Source organism: Pectobacterium sp. CHL-2024 (genome assembly GCF_044751765.1).
In the GTDB taxonomy this organism is placed as follows: domain Bacteria; phylum Pseudomonadota; class Gammaproteobacteria; order Enterobacterales; family Enterobacteriaceae; genus Pectobacterium; species Pectobacterium brasiliense.
This window is the reverse complement of the sequence record NZ_JBIXKO010000001.1, coordinates 1,060,427-1,080,627: the sequence shown is the minus strand read 5'-3', so window position 1 is coordinate 1,080,627 and position 20,201 is coordinate 1,060,427. Positions and strand designations below refer to the sequence as shown.

Genomic DNA, 20,201 nt, shown 5'->3' with positions numbered 1-20,201 from the left:
TAGACTATGAATCACCCGCAGAGCGTTTTAACCAATGTGTTGCATCCATCGGTTGAACTCACAACGAAAATCGGACATAAGTCACACAGCAGAAGGGCTAGAATTTATCAGGACACGAGGCTTCATTGCGGTCATGAGATCTGAGAATACCTTCTCTGACACTTTTACTGAAACACCGCTTTGTGCGGACTGCAGGCAGGCGAAACCCGAGCGGATGACTGCGTTAACAGTCTGCCTGTTGAATGTCGTATCGACGTTGCGCTCTGTCAGATATAACTCAGTAGTTTCTTCAAGCAATATCTCTATGATTTCGAGTTGTCGCGCCAGTAAAGCGGGGGTTTTACGAATAAGGGACTGTACTTCTCCGCTTCCGGGTTCAGCACAGTTCACAGCAAATTCAATAAGCGCGTGTTTGAGCGCTTCCCAGATGTCTTCCGAAGCCAAAAGTTCTTTGAACCGGTCCAGAAAGCGGCTTTTAAAAAGATGAACAGAATCCAGAAGTACGTCCTCTTTGGTGGGGAAGTACCTGAAGTAGGAACGCTTTGACATCCCCACGGCGTGAGCAATCATTTCCACCGTAGTTTTTTCGTATCCATACTGCTGAAAAAGCTCAAATGCAGAAATTGCAATCTGCTCTTTTATGGCCTTTCGGGCCAGAGCGCGTGTATTCATATATACATTTTATCAGAATTAGCGGTAATTTTCCGCGCTACAGGTTATGAAGGAGTCCACATAAACTGCCCTGTGGACTCCTGAATATTACAGATTAATCAAATTCAGGCAAATCACAGCAGCTTACATCAGGTTCTGGCGAACCCATTCTTCCATTTTTTTGCCCGGACGGCCCAGTACTTTCTGTACATCGTCTCTGACCACTGCCTGATAGCCGAGCTTCCCTTCTGCCGCCAGTTCCATCGTAATGGCGGCACTCTGCATGTAGTAGCGGGTCCCCGCATCTTCAATTGTAGACAAATAGGATCTCTGATCTTCCGGCTTGATTGGCTCATATCTGATTTCTTTACCAAAATGTCTGGACAAAATATCTGCCACTTCGGTTCCCCGTAATACTTCCACGCTCAGGTAGTAATCCTGCCCACCGTGCTTTTGCGGACCTTCACGCAGGGTGGCCGCAGCCACCGCAGCTATATCGGCAGTGCAAACCCAGCCAACAGGAACGTCACCGGGGTATGCCATAACCGATCCCGTTTCTTTCACTGATGGATGCCGAACAAGCACCGTATCGGTAATAACATTTGGATGAAGATTCGTAGAGGCAATACCGCTTGCCTTAATATAGGTTTCGATTAAGTCATGCCAGACAAAATGAGGCTGGATATCGCTTCGGGAACTGAAAACACCCAGATGGACGATATGGCTTACGCCAGCCTCTACAGCGGCATCAACAAATTTTTTGCTCTGATAAAGCATGTCGGCAGTATAGCCCGTAAGCAGGAATACCCTGTCAATGTTTGACAAAGCGCTGGTATAAGTCTCAGGCGCGTTAAGATCCAATGTCACCGCGCGGCGGCCCTCGTCCAACCATTTTTTAGTTATTTCGGGCCGACTGGATGACAGTATGACTTCAACGCCATCACTGTTTTTGTCAAATTCAGCTACTACCTTTGAACCCACAGAGCCGGTCGCTCCTAAAACTAAAACCCTCGTACCCATCATAATCTCTCCATTAGCGTAATTCAGCACTTACATTACAGCACGAATAGTCACCAAATGCATTTAATGACACCTAGTGACATTAAATGGTGAATTTTCCCGCCTTACTGTTTGGGCATAGAGGGTTCTAAATTGTTGTGCTCAAGTGATTTGCGAACATTGGACAAGTAATCCGCAAAAGGAATGCCAAGTCACATTCAACTCTTCAATGCCCGGTCTTGGGGGACTGACATCTGTTTTCACTTTCTCTATGATGTTGAATAAGATAGCTTTATCACAGCTTAAAACCAAAATTTATAGAGAAAACAATGACAAAAAAGATGCCAAAAGCGGAGATTGTAGAAGCACTCAGCGAATGGTTTGATGTAAGTCGTTATGATGTGCTGAAAGATTTAACGCTAGAACAGATTTATGCTGAGCTGGAAAGACGGATCTTTGCCTATAAAGCAAGACAACAGTGGGAAACAGCAGGTGAAGAGAATCAAATGCTGGCGATATACCATGATGCCCTGATCCGTTCTGGTAAGGTTATACATGAGGCTAAATGGGTCTCTGACAGCCATATGCTGGCACACAGTTATGCTGTCAGGCCAATGACAAGGACTTCGTTGTTTAACTATGGAAGGGCGATGTACCATCTGGAAAACAGCGTTGCTAAAGATGACGTTTCAGTGAGTTCGGAATACATATCTGAATACTTGAAGCATGGCGGGTTGAACCCCGCTAACAAGATGCTGATCGAAATTGATTTAGATGAAGCCAGCAGCGACGATCTGGCTGAACACCTAAAAGTGCTTATCAGTCAGTGGCAGAAGCACCTGAAAGCACCCAAGCCCCCGGAAAAAGACTTTCGCTTTGGTCATAAAACATTCCAGAAGATACTCGATTACAAAATCATACCGCTGATGGATCTCATTGGTTGGGAACAACTCAACAATCAGAAAATCCCTTATCCTGTGCTGGCTGGCCTCCTACACCCCGACATGCGTTATGCCAGAGGCAGCGAGCAAATCAAGGATACGGATTACCCTCTGGCCTATGATTTTTTGAACAATGATAATTATTTCAAGTCGTTAAATGATTTCTTCATAAAAACATGTACGTGAAGAGTTCAGATATCCTTGCTGTCATCGGCATGAATGACAAACCTGAAGACAAGAAGAAAACAAGGGACAGTCGCTAAGCCTGAACGTCCCCGGTATTCACCCCTCATAAAAATCCCCTAAATTCACTGGTCCTGAACTTCCCCTCTGTTCAGGGCTGGTGAACCAACCTCGTTTTTTACAAGCGATATCCATACAATTATTTCCATCAAATACACAGGAGATAAATATGGTTCAAATCGTAGCAAACAAAAAACAACGTCTTATTCGTTTACCTGAAGTGATTAGAAGAACAGGATTTGGAAAGACATGGATTTATATTCTTATTAAAGCTGGACGCTTTCCATCACAGGTTAAAACGGGTTTAAGGTCTATTGCCTTTATAGAAAGTGAGATTGATGCATGGATTGATAAAATCATTTCTGATTCACGTCCTGTATCTGAATAACAAATGTTTTAATAACAACAAGAGGAAATAAAATGAATAATCAAGAAATGGAAAGTATCAAGAAGTTATCCACAAAAACATTTTATGATATGACAAAGTATCTTTATGTGGCTGGAATGCTGATATATAAAGAGCAAGGAGATCATGAGTTAGTTGCATCTATTATGTTAGACAATAATAGAACGGAATCGTATCTTTCACATGTTAAAGATCATCTGGCTAAGCGTTTTGATGGATATATGGAAGAAGCGGGTAAAAGAGAAAGACTGATTTATGTTGATATGGATAAAGTTATATTGGAAATGAAAAGCGTCCATATAAAGGCATTGCTTTTTGGCATGAGCTAACAGCAGAGTATTCGGCTCCGAAAGGGTCTAATAAAAAACACAATGAATTAAATAAGCATTTAACTATGAGGATATAAATATGTCTAAAGATACGATAGGTATTAATAAATCAACCGAACTGTTCTATGACCTTGCATGCAGATCGTTTACCGCAAGCTGGAATATGTTCATGGAAGTTAATGGTGATGGTGACGCCAATGATTATTTGGATGATCCAGATTTTATGAGTCCATTTATTATCCATGTGATTAATCATATTCAGAATAACTTTGAACGGTTCACTGCCCAAGAAGATAATAGTGGTGATATTAATCAGGTTAACTTTGAACTGGTTGCTGCAATGTTAGTCGAGTATTCAGAAAACTTTAGAAAGTAAGAACTATCTTGCCCCGGAAGGGGCTAACAAAAGATATAAGAGGAAAATAGAAATGGTAAACAACATAAAGAAAAACGAAATACCTACGATATTACGTAAAAAAGACAATGAACAAAGTTCTATGACAAATAAAATATCTGTAGTTGTAAGCGTGTTGTGTGATGGAACTCCAGAAGTAATGAATACTATTCAAGAGCGTTTTGAAATATTTGTTGCCATTACTGGATATTCAGTAGAAGAAATCATGGATGATAAGAATATACTTGGTGAGTTAAATCGATTTATTAATAACGAGCTAGTAGATGGTTTGGGGCTGGAGTATGGCTGTGTCATCATAAATATTGGTTATAACAACTAATTATTTTTACTAACCATTAACATAATAAAAGGATTAAAGATGAAAGAGATTGTATTGAATAGTCATGATAAAACAAAAAATGCTCTTGTTGCTAACATTTTACAAGGGTTCTGTGATGAGATATATAGCATTTATGAACAAGAACCTGAAACAGCAATCTATATTATGAGTTGGGGGAAACTTTCAGAGGCTATTTATGATGTGGTGATAACTCGTGAGATAATGAAATACTCTATTAAAAATGATGTATCTGGTATCAATAAAAATGATTTGAAGGATGAAATCTTACATTGGCATCTTGAGCATATCATTGAACTTGTGTTTAAAAATATAAATCAGGATGAAAATCAAGACCCTGCTTATTGGAAGTTAAAAGTGACAGTTGTTTGATATTCAGATGTAATGAGTATTCCCTCGAAAGAGGGAAATAACATGAATGATAAAACTATGAGGTTTAATATGATTGATGAATTCCATGTTATGTATATGTATAGAAAAATCCAAGCTGAAGCAGCTACTACTGATTTAAAGATTTTGAACCAACTGTTGAAGACGTTTCGCAAAGTCGTGGCGGAGCGCCGAGAGGAATACTATCAGGAGATTGGTGAGAAGAAGGCACGTAAGCTCAGAGTGAAGAGGATTCTCAAGTTGATGGAGCGTGATCGAGTATCCCTAGAGAACCTCCTTCAATGAAATGATAATCCTTATTGCTAAAATCAAAAATATGGTTGTCATCATCATTACATAAGATAATTGTTATAGTGCATTGTTATTACTCTATTTTCTATGGTATAAGTTCGTCTACGACTAGATAAATGAACAAAGCCAACAAGGTTCATAAAGAAAGAACGTATGTAGTGCCACTTGTTGTAGCATCCAGATCCCCGATGGCCGTTATAGTGGAGATTGTATGACGGACTTATATACTAATAGCAATGCCAAGCGAGATTTTATAAGACACGGAATAATAACTAGCATTGAAGATGACATGGACGTTTTTATTGCATCTGCATTTTTTACAGAATCAAGCGTCATCGACGAGCTAGTACAGAAAGGTTGCCATATTAGAATTATTGTTCGACTTGGTTTCCCAACATCACCAGTTGCACTTGAAGGGTTACTTAAGCATGAAAAAGTTGAGGCTAGATTTTTTACCAGTAACTCATTTCATCCAAAATTCTATATATTTGGGGACAAAAAAGTCTTAATTGGTTCCGCAAATCTGACCCAATCTGCTCTTCTCTCGAATCAGGAAGTGATGATTAGTCTTTATTCTGACGACCATAGATTTGATGAGCTAAAATATCTTTTCTCAGATTATTGGGAGGAGGCATCAGTTCTAACTAAAGAAGTGATAAAAGACTATCGAAATATTTATAATAAGGCCGGGAAAATTGAATCGTTAGTTAAAAAACTAGATGACTGTGTTATTAATGCTCTGGGAGATAAAAATTTCCAAAATATTGGCCGTGGAAAGAAAAAAGCTGACAAGAAGTATATCTTTCAAGATACTTATAGAAAGTCCTATCAGGAGTCAGTCTATGCTTTTCGCTGTATTGAAAAAATATATAGTACATTTGAACGAAAAATCGATGAAAATTTCATACCACTAAGATTAGAGATCGATTCATTCTTCAGCTTTGTTCGAGATCGTTATGCTTCGACTGATATATGGAAAAGTCAACCTATCGGTTGGACAGAAAACCAAAGAATAAATCTCAAAAAACTGATTGATGAATGGTTAATTACGTACTGGAGTCACTTTGAAGATAAGATTGTCCCAACAAATTATCCGTTAATTCAGCAAATCTTTGGCTCAGCTCAATCAATAAAATCAGCTTCAATGGAAGATATTGCAGATGCTCTGTGCGTTCTTCATTCATTCCATGATAGATTCAGATTTTACAAAGGTGGGCTGGATGCATTAAAAAGAGCATTCATCGAATTTAACGATGAGTCTAAAGTTAAAAATTCATTTTGTTATCTTTTATATGGGACTGAAGATATTGTCGTTCGTATGTCTAACTGCATTCATGATTTTAACTATAAATTAAATGAATTTGGGCCTGCAAATGTGCAAGAACTGATCGGATGGATAAACAAAGAAAACCTCCCTGTTATCAATGGAAGGACAACAAAAGTGCTCAGATATTTTGGTTTTGAAGTAAAGCAGCTAGGAGACTAGTTCTTTAGCTTAATTCTGAATTGATAAAGTTTATACAGGTAAGAATTTATATGTAGTAGTGTGATTACCAAGGGATACTGACAGTATAGCCGAGAGTTTTCAAGCTGACCAGACAGTCAGTTATGAGCCAGTTGAAGTTATCCAGATCAGGTGCTCACGTAAAAAGCGAATCTCTGCTTTGTCTCACAACAAGTTGCTCGCGTGTGTGACGGGTGTTATAAGCCACTTCATAAGTAATGGCTATAGAGAACTAATCTATAGCCATTTTTGCAAGGTTAGTTTCTGAGATTATCTCGAACTGTTCGAAATGTTTTATCACCACCACATAATTCTAAGAGTGCTCTCACTCTTATTGATGCTTCATTATACGCATCTGAATACGTATATCTGTAGCGAGAACGAAGTATATTAGCTGTTTCTTGTAAAACACGCTCTTCTCCAAACTCATGGATTACCATTTGGAAATGGTACAGTTCATTGTGAGCAGACAAAGCTGTTTTACGAGCAAAAACATAAGTAAAGTTGACCGAAGTAATGCTGTCGATCACTGTTTGAAAGGTAGTAGTCATAATTGCTTTCCTGAGCTATTGAACACAATGGAATATTAGAGGAAAATGATTTTTTTAAACAGCCCACTTGGGGCTTTCCTGAGTTTCCCTATGTCGAAGCCTAAAATAGAAAATAGTATTTACTATCATACAAAATCTCTTCTAAATGGCGTCCTGCCACTTGAATATGGCATAAGAGCTCAAAGAGAAAATGCCCCAGACGAGCTAAAGCTCTTAGAGTCTGTGAACTCGGATATCTACCAAATATGGTTGGATGCAGGCTTTATTGAGCAAGAAATCTCTCATGAAAAGCTTATGGATTTATCTTGGGATATCTTACAGGTTGGCGTACCTCTATACCGAAATCATGGTCGAATTTTCATGGACCATAAATTTGCAAACCAAATTAGAAAAACTGCTCAATTTATCGATGAAACATATAAAAATGTGTTCTCAGATAATATCATTCTCAATGACAAAACGTTTTCGTGTAGTTGATTTACTTAATGGAAATGATATTGAATCCTTAACTTCAAAAGTCATAAAGTCGAAACGTTACATGTATATCTATGAAAAAGAAGATGACATTCCAATCGAGCAATTTGTACTTGGTAATTATCGAGAGGCTATCTTGCTTTACCCTAGTGCGTTATACCAATATGGTAATTATGAGCAACACGGTAATAAATACACAGGCATGGGGATATTATTGGGCTTCAATATGAGCATTGATGATGTGAACGGTGCTGTCAATGAGTTTTTGTATCAATACGGAAAATTTAGAGAAGAACATAACAGAGACTTTGTATCAAGCGAGTTGATTTCTAATTTTCTTAGACAACAACTTCTTGATAGTAGCAAAGACAATGAAGTTACACGGTTAGACAGTATTCTAACTGGTCTGTTAGGACTCTATTGCTACGATAATGTATGTGAAAATAAAAAACGAGAAAAAGGCAGCCTTGAAAGAAACAAACCTTTACTAACTGCGATAAACAAAACGCTAGACCTAGTTAAAAATATTGATAGTTGTATCGTTAGTAGCGATGCGGTCGAAAAAAATTATAAGAATGTAAAGAAAAGAATTAAAAACTCTTGGGATGAGAATATAGGCTTATAACAAACTGTTCAAGAGGGATTCGCAAAGCGTGGTATTTGCACTATGCGTTAGTTTCAGTGATTAAAGTGGCAGGGTGACCGCATGAGTGTTTTTTTACCCACTCTGAGCAGTTCATAATCTACATTGGTCAGGTAACGATTCTGATTGAATGTTAATTATACAAAAATAAATTGTAAATTAACCATGATGCATTCAAAAAACGTTCGCAATCTTGCCCTGATTAAGGTAATTTTTCGAGCAGTGGATGAGTTATAGTTGCGTTGTTCACTGCTTAACTGTGGGTCTGCTAACACCTGTGAGTTCAACGGGTCGTTGCAACGCTATCCTTAATCAAGGGGGACGTTGCCATGAAACGAAGAACGCGCATTATAACTACACGCCAGAACAGAAAGCGATTATCTGGGACCGGTATAAGCAAGGTGATTCCCTGCATGATATCGCCAGAATGTTCGACAGATATCATTCTTCTATTATGCCCACTATCCACCAGACTGGTGGATATCGTCCCCTTGTCCGAAAGCGGCATCCGTTAGCTCTTTCGCTTGATGAAAGAGAGGAAATATCCAATTTATATCATATTGGTAACCTTACCAATATGATTGCCATAACTGTTAACTAAACAGAAAATTTCCTACGTTTGGCATTCGATGTTCCAAAATCCGATGTAATATAAGAAAGCAGTTCAAGACTCTGCTCAACAGAACGTTTAAACTCAAGTGCTGCTTCTGTGCGCTGTTTTATAATTAGGGATACAATTTCTTCATCACTTTTTTCTTGAATTGCTTTCCTATAAAGACTACGTTCATAAAACTTATCAAGATTCCCTGATGATTTAGCGGCTGTTCTTGCTGTTGAGCTACTTATAGGATTAAGTTCGCCGATGAAACTACCCATAAGTGATTGTCTCTTTTTATCCAGTCGGCGTAGTTCATTATGGGCAGATCTATATTTATCCACTTCGGTTCCAAAAGGATATTCTTCACGTACTTTACGATAGCCTTCCAGATATTCATCCATTGATGGTTGTTGTTTTAGTTTTTCTATAGTTTCAAAATAGGTTAATATATCGCTGTTGTCCAATTTTACATTTCTCATAAATACCTCTTTAATAATATATTTTATATTTATATGTTAAGGTATATAAAGAAGTTGTCAAATTCAGCAGTGAATTAAATAAGGGGAATTGCTTTCGTTTTTTATATTATTTGGTATAAAAATTCCTAAGACTGATTGCTCTATATATTAACCTTAATCCAATCTATTATAATGCTAAAATGAAATTATTATTTTAAACAAGTTGAAGAGTTTTATACTGTTCTAAAATCAACTCACCACTATCAGTATAAAACTCAACTTTGCCGAGTTTCCCATCAGGTTTTTATTGAATAGTAAATCAACCTAACATCGCAATATTTATCTAATAGATCTCTTCGGAAAAATAATATTTTTATGTTGTAGTATAATCTATTAGATGGTTATAGGTTGAGCCAATAATTTTTCAAATAGGTCACTTTATTTAATTTTTGGGGTGGTAAAACCTTTTAAATCTACGGATTTGTTCTTCCTTCTTATATTGTTTCTCGATGAGATCTAACCTCTCTTTCTCTGCATGTTGGCGATTTTGTTCATTTTGAATGATGCTACTTACCAGTGAAGCTGGAATAACCTGAATATTGTTTGACCAATATCGATAAGGATTACTCGCCTGAATGTTGTCAACTGTGGTTGATATTTTATCTACATCAAGCTTTTTTTCAAAAGAAATGACACGATTATTACCCTCTTTTGAAATTAATTTGGCTGTATTCTCTAAGTTTTCCTGACTTCTTAAATTAAATGCTCCTACAACGATATTGTGATCTTGGTGATATAAAGCCTGTTTTTTATTTTCACGATAACACTCAAGGTAAGAATAGAGTTTGAACTCTTGAATATAAAATGTCTCCTCAAGCATAGTCATTTGTTCAGCTAAGATATTCAGAATATCGTTTTTGGATAGTTTTTCATGAAGTTTTATTTCAAGTGAACCGGGGAGTTTTTTCATTTTTTTTTCCTTATTGTTATTTTTATCATGATACTGCTTTCAAATAGTTTTTGGCATCAGCCAAGTCTTTTCTTGCCGCTTCATTTTCCTTCGTTCGTTTATATACCTTTCGGGGTTTATCGATCTTGATACTGTTTTTAGCATTAGGAACAGCATTATTCTTTTTCTTCTTACTAAAAATAAAGGCATCCGTATAGATCTCTTTCGTTTCTGTTTCTAAAGCTAGGTTTCGTCTTTCTTGCTTTGAGTAATCAGTATAGTTTTCTGGATATTGTTCAAGCTCCGCATGAAGACTTCTGGCATTACTTAAATGTTCTTTACGTTTCTCATCAAGTTGATGGCTTAGACCTTTGGCGAAAATGTTCGAGTTAATATACAGGTGACCATGATGCTCAACGAGTATTCCTTTCTGTTTTAGTTTTTTGAATATGTTTGACATATTACCGGATGCAATATTCAATGCCTTGCAGAGTGATGATTGCGACAGATTGATGAGGTTTCCGAACTCCATATATTCTAAGATATAAGTCAAGACACGGAATTCATTCTTAGATATATCCAAATCAGAAAAAACACGGAAGTTGGAAGTGAAGGCAAAAACATAAGGCTGTGCAAATGAGATCGATTTATCTTCTTCTGTTGCAATAACTGTGGTCGATTTTATATCCTTGTTTTGCAGTAAGCGTCTTGCGATATCAATCTTTTGTTCCGTGGTTAATGTTTCAAATAGGCTAAGTAGTTCAGTGTCATTAGTATTCATAGTATTCTCTCTTATAGTTTTTATTATGTTATTTTTAATACTATGCAGAAAAATAAAAGTCAATAGTTAAACTATAAATAAAATAGGGCTTTTATTATTATGCTATTGTTATATGTTAAAAAACCTATGTTCAAACATAGATCTTGCTATGTTCGAACATAGGACGGATCTATGTGCGCACATAGGAGTTTGCTATGTTCGAACATAGCAAAAAAAGTTGTGAAGCCTTGATTTTATTGGGCTGGGACAGTGCTTATAATTAAATAATTAGTAAGAAGTTAAGAGAGTCCAGTTTTCCTTTTTCCTTATGTGCAGGATGTTTTACGTGGGAATATGTGGTTTTCTTGATACTTATTTTCAGCGAAGTGATTGTTTCATACAATCACGAAGCGCTGCTGGCATTTTAAGAATAGTGTAATTGTTTTCCTTTTATTTTACTGGCGGCTATCGCCGCAATTCTCTATGGATAAATCCATCATTAACAGGGGCGAGCCCTGTTCCAGCAATGTGATTGTTTTGGTCAATCACTAAGTGCTGCTTCTTTGAATATAGTTTTCCTATGCGTTTAAGAGCAAATGCTATAGCCTTGATGAATTTCTAGCTAATATACTGACAAAGTGCGAAGCCATGAGCGAAAGCTCATAAAAAGGATCTGTTTTTTCAATATGAGGTTTTAATTAAGTATAGGGTAAATCTGGTATATATAATATCTTAAAAACTAAACCGTCCATGAAGTCGTAATATTAATCATACTATTTCTGTTTTATCGGCTATCGCCGAAATTCTTTATGGATAAATCCATCATTAACAGGGATGAACCCTGTTTCAGCAATGTGATTGTTTTTGACAATCACTCAGTGCTGCTTCTTTGAATATAGTTTTTCTATACGTTTAAGAGCAAATGCTATATGTTATTGCGGTAATTCTGTTTTCAAGAATAAGATCAAATTTGTTTTTTATGATTAAACGATCTGAAAAAGATCTTTCCTCTTTTTGCTATCAATACTAAAAACGTACTTCATCAAGATAAAAATACATATTTCAGAGTTAGGGCGTAGCCGTGCTCATGAAAACGATGAATCGTTTTCTACAGCACATGAGCGTTAGCTCATAAGATAAATATCTTTTCAAAAGAAGATTGAAACAGTCAGTAAAACGTTATCACGCAAAAGTTAAATTTGATTTTCCTGTGCGGAATATAGTATTTATTACTAATAACAAAAAAGGAAAATAAAATAATGAATAATATTAAAATAATTACACTCTGTCATGCCAATGAAAAAATCCCATTTATGACCTGTATGGTTAAAGATATTGAAGAAAACGAACTCGGGATAAAACTTACCCTCGAAAATGGCAATAACATCTATGTTAAAGATTACGACTTTTTCTTCCTGTCAGAATCTGCAAATGATTGCGATAAGGAACGAATGGTAAATGTTTATGGGAGATTGATATCTGAACTCAGCCAAGTAAGCGAAGAAACAATAAGATCGCTGATGTCAGAAACGAAAACCTACAACAGTCAGCATCCCAACACGCCAGTTAGTGTTCTGGATGATTACTATTACTGTGTCAGAATTAAAGCCAATGCGCCAGATGAAGCTGCATTGATGAATGTACTTGGCCTACAAGATCTGCGTGAAGCCATAACAGAAGATATTTTCTTATCCGAACTGGAAGCCTCTGGCGGTATCGTACTTCACACCGATATGGGCTATCCAGTAGCGGAATACAAAGGTACAGGCATCAGAATAGCTATCGAGCCGATAAACCTTGCGCACATCCGAGATCTGACCGATGGCTATGTGGTAATGTTCAGGAACGGTGAGTTCGAGCATGAGCTTGAGGGCGATCTCTATGAGGCGTTATCTCAGGCTGTTGATAGACTTAAGATCGCTGTTGTGTTGTAAGTAAATCGGTAATAATATCATTATAGGTTATTCAACCCAAAAATCATGATTAATCATGAAAATATTATTTATTTTACAAAAAACGATTATCTTATGAATTAGATTCTCTTCTGTCATTGCTGGAGATAAGTATGGCTGGGAAAAGGCAGCATTTCATTCCAAGGTTTCTACAGCGAGGATTTGCTACAGAAAGAGGAGGGAAATACTTTTCCTCTTTCTGTAATAAAGAAAAAATAAAAGAGAATGTTGTCATTGAAAATATTGGGGTGGAAAATTATTTTTACTCCGTAGATGGTGATTATTTAATTGATGAGAAAATAACAAATAGTGAAATTTATGAGTATTCAAGCATTCATAAAATGTTATTAAATAATCCATGTCAATTGGGCGGGAATAATTCTTCTTCATTAGCTGGGTTTATAGCTCATCTTGAGTCAAGAACAAGACACGTAAGAGTTAGTTTTATAAACTCATCATCTTACTTAATTGACACCATATTCTCTAAGTTAAAAAATAGAGATACCCTTTATCAATATTTAGAAAATACATTTTTTTCGAATCCAGAAAAAATACACTCTCTATTCAACGAGAATATGATGGGTGAAGATATCCCTCCCCATTTTCATAATATGTTAAAAGAGGTGTTATATCATAATTATGATAAATGGCTACCTGAGGCCATCAGCAATATGGCAGACAAAATATTACCTGTTTTACATAATGAAATGCCTACTATTCTTATTGAATCAGCAAAAAAAGGACATGTGAATTCCTTTGCTGATGAGGTTAGCCCAAAGCTAAAAGCAAAGGAATACGAAAAACTAAAATATAAGATAATAAAAGTAGACGAACCATTAATCCTTGGTGATTCTATTGTTTTTTTTGAAGTTAACTCTGAAAGAGGTTTTAAACCATATTGTGATAAGAATGATATTCTAGAGGCAATATATTTCCCGTTAGATGAACATACATTATTATATGGTTTTAAAAACGAAGATAACCCTCGAATAAAAAATATTAACACCGTTATTTCGCAGTGTTCCTTAGATTTTTTTATTTTTAAGGAGAAATTTGAAGAGGTTGAGGTGTTACAAAAACAAATCGGGACTAATGCACATCTGCTAACTCATGGAGAGATTGATTTAATAATTGAAAGTATCCTGTCGTCTTATCGCTTAGATTAAGAAAAAGTAGCTGCACCAGATAGAGACGCTTTTATTGTTAACGACTTTTTATATCTACTGGTGCTTTTATTATTAATTAATCCAACAACCCACGCGAAACCTTATTTGCTGTTTGACTGAAACTATAACGGTCCACAACATCCCCTTTAAACCAAATCTCAAGGGAGTTCATATGGGCTGTGTTGCTGTTCTTTAGCAAGGCTAGACCGGGAATGTAGTTAGATAGCTGAGTTTCTCCTGACATGCTGGAATAAGACCACATTTCCTGACCATCATCACTTGCCCGTGTCTGAGGCTCACCGAATGCAGCTAAGATTTCCTGCTGGGTAGTTTTCCCCTTAACAATTTTGGCTTTTACTGTTTGTTGGGATTCGTCTTTAAGGGATTTATTACCATATGTGGTGCAAGCAGTAAGAGGCAGGATCACCAGAGCAGCGATAAACAGTTTTTTCATGTTAACTCCATATAAACAGTAAACGTAGAAACAGGCGTAAAGAAGCCGGGGCCAGAGGTATATCGAATCTGGCTATATAAACTTGTGTTAATGACTGGCGAAGAAAGCCGCTTATCAGATGTTGTGAGTCTTTCTATCTAATCCGCTAACGGCATCCCTCATGCTCATGTTGTTTTCCCTGATGTAGCATTAATAGAAGCAGCGCAGGTGCCATAAAACATGTCTTACGGCCAGTAGCTCCATCTCCTTGAACCCACTCGTCAACAGCTCTGTGGCTCTTCCTCTCACTTTATCCAGTAACGATTCTTCTAGCAAGAAAATGATCGATATAACAGATCGATAAATTGATATTGATAGTTAATGTCGATTTATGGTGCTTTATCGATCGGCATTTTAATTGATTTATTCGATCGAATATAAAAATATGATAGTTTAAATCTATCATTATTTTGTTTTTGATCGTTACAAACGATATGACGACCCTCAAAAATAATTGAATCCTATCAATTGGTTAATCAGGTGGCTTTGCTGTGGTCGTCCTGTAAGAACACGCTGTAACGCTTACAGGCAACTCGAAAGGCATCAAAACATAACAGCATTTTTGATTATCAGGATGGATGGGAAGATGAAGAAGATTTTACTCGTTACTTGCACAGCTCTTGTTGTGGCGGGATGCGGTGAGAAAGGCGATTTTGAGAAAGCTATTAACGCGAAAATTTCAAAATCAAAGCTGTGCTACTCACTGCAGGACAATGACTTTGCGTTCAACAAAGGTTTTCCAGTAAAGGTTAATCATGGCTACCGTTCTGCTGGATACAATGCCAGCGATGAAATCCTGAATGGTCTTGTTGAACAGGGGCTGCTCACTGTTTCACAGCAACCCAATGATTTTAGCAGTGTTGATGTTCTGGAGGTTACCGATAAAGGACAAAAGGTTGATTTCTGGAACCGTGAGGAAGGTGCCTGTGTTGGTCATCGGGCTGTCGCTGAGATTACTAATTGGACTGAACCGAGTGATGGTAATGGCGCTAAAATGACGCAAGTGACCTATACGTGGAAACTTGATGGTGTGCCGGGCTGGGTTGATAAAAAAGCTTTCTCTGGCGTCAAGGGGATGGCTGAACCCGAAGAAGCCAAAATTGTTCTGGTGAAGACCAATAACGGCTGGGCTGCTCGGTAATTACAGGAAAAGACGCTATGAACACTATCTATTGGGTGTTTTTCATTGGCCTGCTGATGAACATACCATCACTGGCACCGGTGCTGTTTCTCCGTAAGATATCGAAGAAGGTGAAGGTATCGATGGCGTTGAGGCTTTTTCTGCTTAACGCCTTCTTGGTGCTATCACTGATAACGGTATCGCAGAACACCACACAAAAATACGGGCTGTTCCCGATATGGCTGGTTGTTGCTGCTATTGGGCTGTTTGTGATTATACTTGTGCCAACGATAAAATTTATACGTAAGCATTTAACCGTAGGTAAAAGCAGGGCGGTTATCCTGTTATCATTCCTGATTGTCTATGCGATTAGGTGTCATAGTGTGTTTTTAAATGGGAATGGCAGTGGCTACACAGTTAATGGATACAATACGGTGTGGACGTTGTGCTTCCTGTTTGCCTGTCTGTTGGCTTATCTTGGTTGTGCTGGGAGTAAAACATATTCTGGTTATTCTGCGTCGTCATCTGCACCGCGACCTGATTATTTTAAGCCGAACAAAGAATATGAAACACAATCCCAAATTGATTACGATATTGCTGTGAAGGGGCGGAGTGTTCTGTCTGATCCCAATCTGAGTATTGTTGAACAGCAGCGTTATCGTGATGCTCTAGGGCATAAAGATGGGATTTAAAATGTTACTATCGGCTGAGTTGAATTTATAAATTCTATTGCATAGCAAGGCAACATTCATATTGGATATATTTAAAAATATGAATGTTGCACATCGAATTATATTTTCTTAACACATGATGCAATAAGGTGGTTTATAGGTGATGCTTTTGAAAAATAATCAAGGATGTAATTTCTTTCTCCGGGTTTTTGGCTTCTTGAGCCTATTGCTGATGACCATGACAACCAATCTGACTGGCCTGTGCTAAGGTATCCATTTCTTATTTCCTTTAAACCAAATCCATTTTCTGGTATCTCTAATATTTTTGATCGTGAAATCTTAAAATCACCGGATAGTTCAAATAATTTCAGTAAAACAGAACCATATTCACCTTCACCTAATAAATAATCCTCAACAATAGCACCAATCCAGAATAACTGATACTCTAGGAAATTACTGTTTGAGTTTAGATAGTTGAGTAATACATTTACTAACTCTTTTTTGTCTCTGATGCCAGAGCAAACGGTATAGATATGTTTTATTAGGTTGGGGAACCTTGTCAATAGCATAGGTATCTGACTAAGTAAGCTATCGTTATGTGTTCTCAGAAAGCCAAGTATTAAATCCGCATCTGCTTCTTCCAAGTTCTCATCTTTCAGAAGTTCAATTAAGGCATTAACCTGATTTATATCAAGATTCTTGATTACTTCAATATTCATTTCAACTAACTCAACACCAGAGGCAGTGGGAATTTCTTCATATTCAGTCACAATCTCTTTTAGTGATGCTTTTATCTGGCTTAAGGTATCTTTAATATCACCTATTGAATTATCAAAGGAAGTCTTGGATGGATTAACATTAAGTGAAACCTGTCCAAGCAATTGTTGGATTTTAATGAAATCGTTGTTTAATACATCTATATTATTATCAAATAGTGTAAAATCATCCATAAATCTCACTATTTTTTCCGATTTAAGTTGTCCATGTAGATCAATGAGTTTTAAGAATTCATTGCCTATCATTTTTGTCGGGTAAATACCATGTGGCATAAAATCAATGCTTCTACCAGCATTGATTTCTCTGAAAAACTGCCCCAGAGCACCTACATCGGTTGCTGTGACGGCATTTTTTGATTCAAACCAACTAACTACGTCATGGTGGTATAAGCTATTAAAATAAGATGCTACATCAAAATGAATGTTGTGTGCATATTCTTGAGAGCAAGAACGCAAATGCTGTTTATATTCATTGTACGATATATGAACTGGTATGCGGCTTCCATCTTTAAATCTATAACCGAAACTTTTTCTTCTCTCACTTACTTCTGGTCTAAATATAGCTCGGTTTCGATAAATGACATCATAAATAAAATATTCAGCAATGGGATCTAACTTTACAGTTCTACGAAGATGACCTTTTGGCTTTGTTGCAAACACTTTATGTTGAGATAGGAAGCTATCTGTCGTGAATGATGAGTTTATTACTTTTCTATATATATAATCAGACATATCAGTCGCATGATTTTTGAATAAAATCAAATTCGTTTTTAATGGGTAAAGTGTCGCGGGGAAATCTGTTTCAAAAAAATCTACTGTTGATGTCATTGCTAAATCCTTATCGGACTGTCCGTGTCTTGCTTAATAGGTTAAAATAAATTCAAATGAACTTCTAATAAATCAATGAATTATATCTTACATATACTATGTTTTTTTAATATGGGGAATATTTATTTTGTGTATCACGCTAATAATTAACACCATTAGTTTTAGGGGCCAAGGCGCTCAAATTATTTCCAGCAGGACGGAAAACTTGGTGGTACTAACTTAGGCGTTTTTGGGGGCTTATCAGCCGAAAGCGTAGGTATGTAGTCCAGAGCGTTATCTGGTTGTTCGGGCTTAACCGGACGGCTTGGAAAGCGTCTGATCTCATCAGGAGTTGGACTATAAGTGTCACTGTTTAACCTTGCTCGTCTCTCATGCTCAGTGCGTGATACATAGATACCCTGCACCTCATCAAACACATAGTGTTCGGCAATACGCTTATCATGTTTCGCATCCACGGAAACAGGTGCAGGCTTCTTCTTAGCCCAGATAAACCTTTCTTTTATGTATCCTACTACCAGTAAGGTAAAGCGTTTAAAAATATTTTCCTTCTGTGGCTTATCCTGCTTCCTCTTACTTTTAACAGGAGCGCGTTTAATCGCTCTGGTAGTTGAGGAGGGAGAGGTTTTCAATTTAGTGCGTGTATGAGGTGCAGGGGCAACCAGAACAGGTTTTTGACCTTCTGATGATGACGACTGTGAACCCGTTTCAGTCAGGATAATTTCTACTGGCTCTGGCAGATGTGAAACGGTGAAACTGTTGAGGTCTACCACTATCTGTAGATCTAAATCTTTAAAGACACCATATGTGGCTATAGCTTCCTGTTTCATTTCATCACGAACAGCCTGTTCAGCAGCACGTTGTTTTTGCGCTGTTTGACTGTTCCATTTAGCACGCGGGATACGCTGCATAGCCGGGCGGCTGGTTAATGCTGCTTTAGAAATCCACCATGCTTTTTCTTCAACGTCTAATGTAATAGTGGCATTCTCAAGTGCTTCAGTATGTTGGGTATCAATAGAGCGGTGATCAATGCGCTCATTGCTGCCAGCCGCGGCAAGATAGCGATTGGCAATCACAGCCCATGATTCACGCCAAAGGATTACGTTTTTCTTGTCGTTCCAGCTTCTCTCTTTTTTACCAAAGCCATCAACGGTGATCGGCTTTAATGTCAGCATCGCATGTGCATGAGGATTATTACCGTTAAGATCATGAAAAGCGATATCAGCAATCATTCCCTTATCAACGAAATTTTTCTGACAGTATTCGGCTACTAATTTTATCTTATCTTCATTGCTAAGTTCACAGGGAATAGCCACATCAAAATAACGGGCTGTTTGACCGTCTTTCTGACGTTCAACCCTTTCCACTTCATTCCACAAAGTGCTTGAGCTTTCGATAACATGAGCAGGTGCTGAAACAGGTGCTAATATCAGATGATGGAATAAATCTGTTCGGTGGCTGAAATCGTAGGTATTACCTGTGCGATCATCTGTTATTCTGCAACGTGCATGATAGGCTGCCTTCCTACAGGAAGACATGCCCTCAGAACGTTTTACTATTTTAAACTCCAGATGAAAAATCGCCATAAACTGATACAACCTCAATATAATAAAAACTATCAAATAAACATTAACGCTAACCATGCTGATTTTAGTTTTTCGTAAGAAAAACTCAGGGGTTGGTGTTGACCTTGGTTTTGTTTTTAGCCTGCGGCAGGCAACCGTCGGTAGACCCCACACGCTGCGTAGCAGTGTATAAGTGGGCATTGTTTTCTTAAAAAAAGAAACAATGTAAAAGCCTCCCAACTTAATTAATACGAAATATATGAACACCTGTAAAACAAAACGCCGAATTAAGCGGCGCAATCTGGATAAACGGGCGAAGTATTTCGCGATATTAAAGCGATGGGTTTTAAATGGCGTCCGAAGGACAAAAAGAGTGTTAATTTATCCCGCCATAAGGCGGGAAAGTGCTAAAACAAGAAAATAGGTGATTTTATCGGTAGTTTTCCCTGTTGCACAATTAACAGGTTAACTATGAAAATCAGGATTAAAATTCAATATGTGAAATGAAAATCACTAATAAACAAAAATAAGTAACGCGGAGAGTATTAGATAAAATAGTTAGTGATTACTATCGTGTGGTGTTGTTGATTTTTATTTTACCTTGCCATTTTGGGTTTTTGTTTTGTGTTTTTTTTGACAAGGAATAATAATTTGAGTAATTAATATATAACAATTATTAATTAACAAGAGAGGA

At 37.3% G+C, this 20,201-nt stretch carries 22 protein-coding genes and 2 pseudogenes; 15 read left to right on the top strand and 9 right to left on the bottom strand.

What is annotated here, in order from left to right:
- Positions 1-81 precede the first annotated feature (81 nt).
- Positions 82-672, bottom strand: coding sequence for a TetR/AcrR family transcriptional regulator (locus ACIPUG_RS04925; RefSeq protein ID WP_400337561.1), 591 nt, complete (start codon positions 670-672; stop codon positions 82-84).
- A 123-nt stretch (positions 673-795) separates the two neighbouring features.
- Positions 796-1,674, bottom strand: coding sequence for an NmrA family NAD(P)-binding protein (locus ACIPUG_RS04920; RefSeq protein ID WP_400337559.1), 879 nt, complete (start codon positions 1,672-1,674; stop codon positions 796-798).
- Between the two features lie 305 nt (positions 1,675-1,979).
- On the opposite strand from ACIPUG_RS04920, the pseudogene ACIPUG_RS04915 reads away from it, so the two are divergent.
- The 8 genes and pseudogenes from ACIPUG_RS04915 (at position 1,980) to ACIPUG_RS04880 (ending at position 6,488) form a co-directional block, all read left to right on the top strand.
- Positions 1,980-2,854 (top strand): annotated as a pseudogene (locus ACIPUG_RS04915) (DUF6387 family protein).
- Between the two features lie 149 nt (positions 2,855-3,003).
- The gene (locus tag ACIPUG_RS04910) at positions 3,004-3,222 is read left to right on the top strand and encodes a helix-turn-helix transcriptional regulator (protein WP_400337557.1); all 219 of its coding nucleotides are present in this window, start codon (positions 3,004-3,006) and stop codon (positions 3,220-3,222) included.
- Between the two features lie 32 nt (positions 3,223-3,254).
- On the top strand, positions 3,255-3,569 hold the full coding sequence (locus tag ACIPUG_RS04905) for a hypothetical protein (RefSeq protein WP_320714633.1): 315 nt from the start codon (positions 3,255-3,257) through the stop codon (positions 3,567-3,569).
- A 79-nt stretch (positions 3,570-3,648) separates the two neighbouring features.
- Positions 3,649-3,945: a hypothetical protein gene (locus ACIPUG_RS04900; RefSeq protein ID WP_400337554.1), complete on the top strand. Its 297-nt coding sequence runs from the start codon at positions 3,649-3,651 to the stop codon at positions 3,943-3,945.
- A gap of 52 nt (positions 3,946-3,997) precedes the next feature.
- Entirely contained in the window at positions 3,998-4,303 is a 306-nt protein-coding gene (locus ACIPUG_RS04895; protein WP_400337552.1) for a hypothetical protein, read from the top strand.
- Between the two features lie 39 nt (positions 4,304-4,342).
- Positions 4,343-4,693: a hypothetical protein gene (locus ACIPUG_RS04890; RefSeq protein ID WP_400337550.1), complete on the top strand. Its 351-nt coding sequence runs from the start codon at positions 4,343-4,345 to the stop codon at positions 4,691-4,693.
- Positions 4,694-4,762: 69 nt separating this feature from the next.
- Positions 4,763-4,996, top strand: a complete 234-nt coding sequence (locus ACIPUG_RS04885) for a DNA-binding protein (RefSeq protein ID WP_400337598.1) — start codon at positions 4,763-4,765, stop codon at positions 4,994-4,996.
- Positions 4,997-5,213: 217 nt separating this feature from the next.
- Positions 5,214-6,488, top strand: coding sequence for a phospholipase D-like domain-containing protein (locus ACIPUG_RS04880; RefSeq protein WP_400337548.1), 1,275 nt, complete (start codon positions 5,214-5,216; stop codon positions 6,486-6,488).
- A 275-nt stretch (positions 6,489-6,763) separates the two neighbouring features.
- Here ACIPUG_RS04880 and ACIPUG_RS04875 read toward each other — a convergent pair whose 3' ends face one another.
- Positions 6,764-7,057, bottom strand: coding sequence for a hypothetical protein (locus ACIPUG_RS04875; RefSeq protein WP_400337546.1), 294 nt, complete (start codon positions 7,055-7,057; stop codon positions 6,764-6,766).
- A gap of 90 nt (positions 7,058-7,147) precedes the next feature.
- Here ACIPUG_RS04875 and ACIPUG_RS04870 point away from each other — a divergent pair, with 90 nt between their 5' ends.
- The 3 genes and pseudogenes from ACIPUG_RS04870 to ACIPUG_RS04860 all read left to right on the top strand — a co-directional run.
- Positions 7,148-7,534: a hypothetical protein gene (locus tag ACIPUG_RS04870; RefSeq protein WP_400337544.1), complete on the top strand. Its 387-nt coding sequence runs from the start codon at positions 7,148-7,150 to the stop codon at positions 7,532-7,534.
- Entirely contained in the window at positions 7,509-8,156 is a 648-nt protein-coding gene (locus ACIPUG_RS04865) for a hypothetical protein (RefSeq protein ID WP_400337542.1), read from the top strand. Before ACIPUG_RS04870 ends, ACIPUG_RS04865 begins: the two co-directional genes overlap by 26 nt.
- Before the next feature lie 347 nt (positions 8,157-8,503).
- A pseudogene (locus ACIPUG_RS04860) lies at positions 8,504-8,721 on the top strand (IS30 family transposase); the annotation flags it as partial.
- A 50-nt stretch (positions 8,722-8,771) separates the two neighbouring features.
- On the opposite strand, the gene ACIPUG_RS04855 reads toward ACIPUG_RS04860, so the two are convergent.
- The 3 genes from ACIPUG_RS04855 to ACIPUG_RS04845 all read right to left on the bottom strand — a co-directional run bounded on the left by ACIPUG_RS04855 (position 8,772) and on the right by ACIPUG_RS04845 (position 10,960).
- Positions 8,772-9,251, bottom strand: coding sequence for a DUF4756 family protein (locus tag ACIPUG_RS04855; RefSeq protein ID WP_400337540.1), 480 nt, complete (start codon positions 9,249-9,251; stop codon positions 8,772-8,774).
- A gap of 421 nt (positions 9,252-9,672) precedes the next feature.
- Positions 9,673-10,200 carry a hypothetical protein gene (locus ACIPUG_RS04850; RefSeq protein ID WP_400337538.1) on the bottom strand — a complete coding sequence of 176 codons (528 nt, stop codon included), beginning with the start codon at positions 10,198-10,200 and terminating at the stop codon, positions 9,673-9,675.
- Between the two features lie 25 nt (positions 10,201-10,225).
- The gene (locus ACIPUG_RS04845) at positions 10,226-10,960 is read right to left on the bottom strand and encodes a DNA-binding protein (RefSeq protein WP_400337536.1); all 735 of its coding nucleotides are present in this window, start codon (positions 10,958-10,960) and stop codon (positions 10,226-10,228) included.
- A gap of 1,238 nt (positions 10,961-12,198) precedes the next feature.
- On the opposite strand from ACIPUG_RS04845, the gene ACIPUG_RS04840 reads away from it, so the two are divergent.
- Both ACIPUG_RS04840 and ACIPUG_RS04835 read left to right on the top strand, forming a co-directional pair.
- Complete coding sequence (locus ACIPUG_RS04840; RefSeq protein WP_400337534.1) at positions 12,199-12,873, top strand: hypothetical protein; 675 nt, start codon at positions 12,199-12,201, stop codon at positions 12,871-12,873.
- Positions 12,874-13,004: 131 nt separating this feature from the next.
- Positions 13,005-14,057, top strand: a complete 1,053-nt coding sequence (locus ACIPUG_RS04835; protein ID WP_400337532.1) for a DUF4238 domain-containing protein — start codon at positions 13,005-13,007, stop codon at positions 14,055-14,057.
- Between the two features lie 76 nt (positions 14,058-14,133).
- On the opposite strand, the gene ACIPUG_RS04830 is transcribed toward ACIPUG_RS04835, so the two are convergent.
- Positions 14,134-14,511 carry a hypothetical protein gene (locus ACIPUG_RS04830; protein ID WP_400337530.1) on the bottom strand — a complete coding sequence of 126 codons (378 nt, stop codon included), beginning with the start codon at positions 14,509-14,511 and terminating at the stop codon, positions 14,134-14,136.
- 625 nt (positions 14,512-15,136) lie between these two features.
- Between ACIPUG_RS04830 and ACIPUG_RS04825 the strand changes: the two genes are divergently transcribed.
- Both ACIPUG_RS04825 and ACIPUG_RS04820 read left to right on the top strand, forming a co-directional pair.
- A complete protein-coding gene (locus ACIPUG_RS04825; protein ID WP_400337528.1) occupies positions 15,137-15,691 on the top strand; it encodes a DNA-directed RNA polymerase subunit beta in 555 nt (184 codons plus the stop codon).
- Positions 15,692-15,708: 17 nt separating this feature from the next.
- Entirely contained in the window at positions 15,709-16,362 is a 654-nt protein-coding gene (locus ACIPUG_RS04820; protein WP_400337526.1) for a hypothetical protein, read from the top strand.
- Between the two features lie 98 nt (positions 16,363-16,460).
- Here the strand turns inward: ACIPUG_RS04820 and drt5 are convergent, their stop codons facing one another.
- Both drt5 and mobQ read right to left on the bottom strand, forming a co-directional pair.
- Positions 16,461-17,945, bottom strand: coding sequence for an antiviral reverse transcriptase Drt5 (drt5, locus tag ACIPUG_RS04815; RefSeq protein ID WP_400337524.1), 1,485 nt, complete (start codon positions 17,943-17,945; stop codon positions 16,461-16,463).
- A 182-nt stretch (positions 17,946-18,127) separates the two neighbouring features.
- On the bottom strand, positions 18,128-19,528 hold the full coding sequence (mobQ, locus tag ACIPUG_RS04810; protein ID WP_400337522.1) for a MobQ family relaxase: 1,401 nt from the start codon (positions 19,526-19,528) through the stop codon (positions 18,128-18,130).
- Between the last annotated feature and the right edge of the window lie 673 nt (positions 19,529-20,201).

Coding starts and splice junctions, on each gene's coding strand:
- ACIPUG_RS04925 (WP_400337561.1), bottom strand. CDS start 672: ATGAATACACGCGCTCTGGCCCGAAAGGCCATAAAAGAGCAGATTGCA.
- ACIPUG_RS04920 (WP_400337559.1), bottom strand. CDS start 1,674: ATGATGGGTACGAGGGTTTTAGTTTTAGGAGCGACCGGCTCTGTGGGT.
- ACIPUG_RS04910 (WP_400337557.1), top strand. CDS start 3,004: ATGGTTCAAATCGTAGCAAACAAAAAACAACGTCTTATTCGTTTACCT.
- ACIPUG_RS04905 (WP_320714633.1), top strand. CDS start 3,255: ATGAATAATCAAGAAATGGAAAGTATCAAGAAGTTATCCACAAAAACA.
- ACIPUG_RS04900 (WP_400337554.1), top strand. CDS start 3,649: ATGTCTAAAGATACGATAGGTATTAATAAATCAACCGAACTGTTCTAT.
- ACIPUG_RS04895 (WP_400337552.1), top strand. CDS start 3,998: ATGGTAAACAACATAAAGAAAAACGAAATACCTACGATATTACGTAAA.
- ACIPUG_RS04890 (WP_400337550.1), top strand. CDS start 4,343: ATGAAAGAGATTGTATTGAATAGTCATGATAAAACAAAAAATGCTCTT.
- ACIPUG_RS04885 (WP_400337598.1), top strand. CDS start 4,763: ATGATTGATGAATTCCATGTTATGTATATGTATAGAAAAATCCAAGCT.
- ACIPUG_RS04880 (WP_400337548.1), top strand. CDS start 5,214: ATGACGGACTTATATACTAATAGCAATGCCAAGCGAGATTTTATAAGA.
- ACIPUG_RS04875 (WP_400337546.1), bottom strand. CDS start 7,057: ATGACTACTACCTTTCAAACAGTGATCGACAGCATTACTTCGGTCAAC.
- ACIPUG_RS04870 (WP_400337544.1), top strand. CDS start 7,148: ATGTCGAAGCCTAAAATAGAAAATAGTATTTACTATCATACAAAATCT.
- ACIPUG_RS04865 (WP_400337542.1), top strand. CDS start 7,509: ATGACAAAACGTTTTCGTGTAGTTGATTTACTTAATGGAAATGATATT.
- ACIPUG_RS04855 (WP_400337540.1), bottom strand. CDS start 9,251: ATGAGAAATGTAAAATTGGACAACAGCGATATATTAACCTATTTTGAA.
- ACIPUG_RS04850 (WP_400337538.1), bottom strand. CDS start 10,200: ATGAAAAAACTCCCCGGTTCACTTGAAATAAAACTTCATGAAAAACTA.
- ACIPUG_RS04845 (WP_400337536.1), bottom strand. CDS start 10,960: ATGAATACTAATGACACTGAACTACTTAGCCTATTTGAAACATTAACC.
- ACIPUG_RS04840 (WP_400337534.1), top strand. CDS start 12,199: ATGAATAATATTAAAATAATTACACTCTGTCATGCCAATGAAAAAATC.
- ACIPUG_RS04835 (WP_400337532.1), top strand. CDS start 13,005: ATGGCTGGGAAAAGGCAGCATTTCATTCCAAGGTTTCTACAGCGAGGA.
- ACIPUG_RS04830 (WP_400337530.1), bottom strand. CDS start 14,511: ATGAAAAAACTGTTTATCGCTGCTCTGGTGATCCTGCCTCTTACTGCT.
- ACIPUG_RS04825 (WP_400337528.1), top strand. CDS start 15,137: ATGAAGAAGATTTTACTCGTTACTTGCACAGCTCTTGTTGTGGCGGGA.
- ACIPUG_RS04820 (WP_400337526.1), top strand. CDS start 15,709: ATGAACACTATCTATTGGGTGTTTTTCATTGGCCTGCTGATGAACATA.
- drt5 (WP_400337524.1), bottom strand. CDS start 17,945: ATGACATCAACAGTAGATTTTTTTGAAACAGATTTCCCCGCGACACTT.
- mobQ (WP_400337522.1), bottom strand. CDS start 19,528: ATGGCGATTTTTCATCTGGAGTTTAAAATAGTAAAACGTTCTGAGGGC.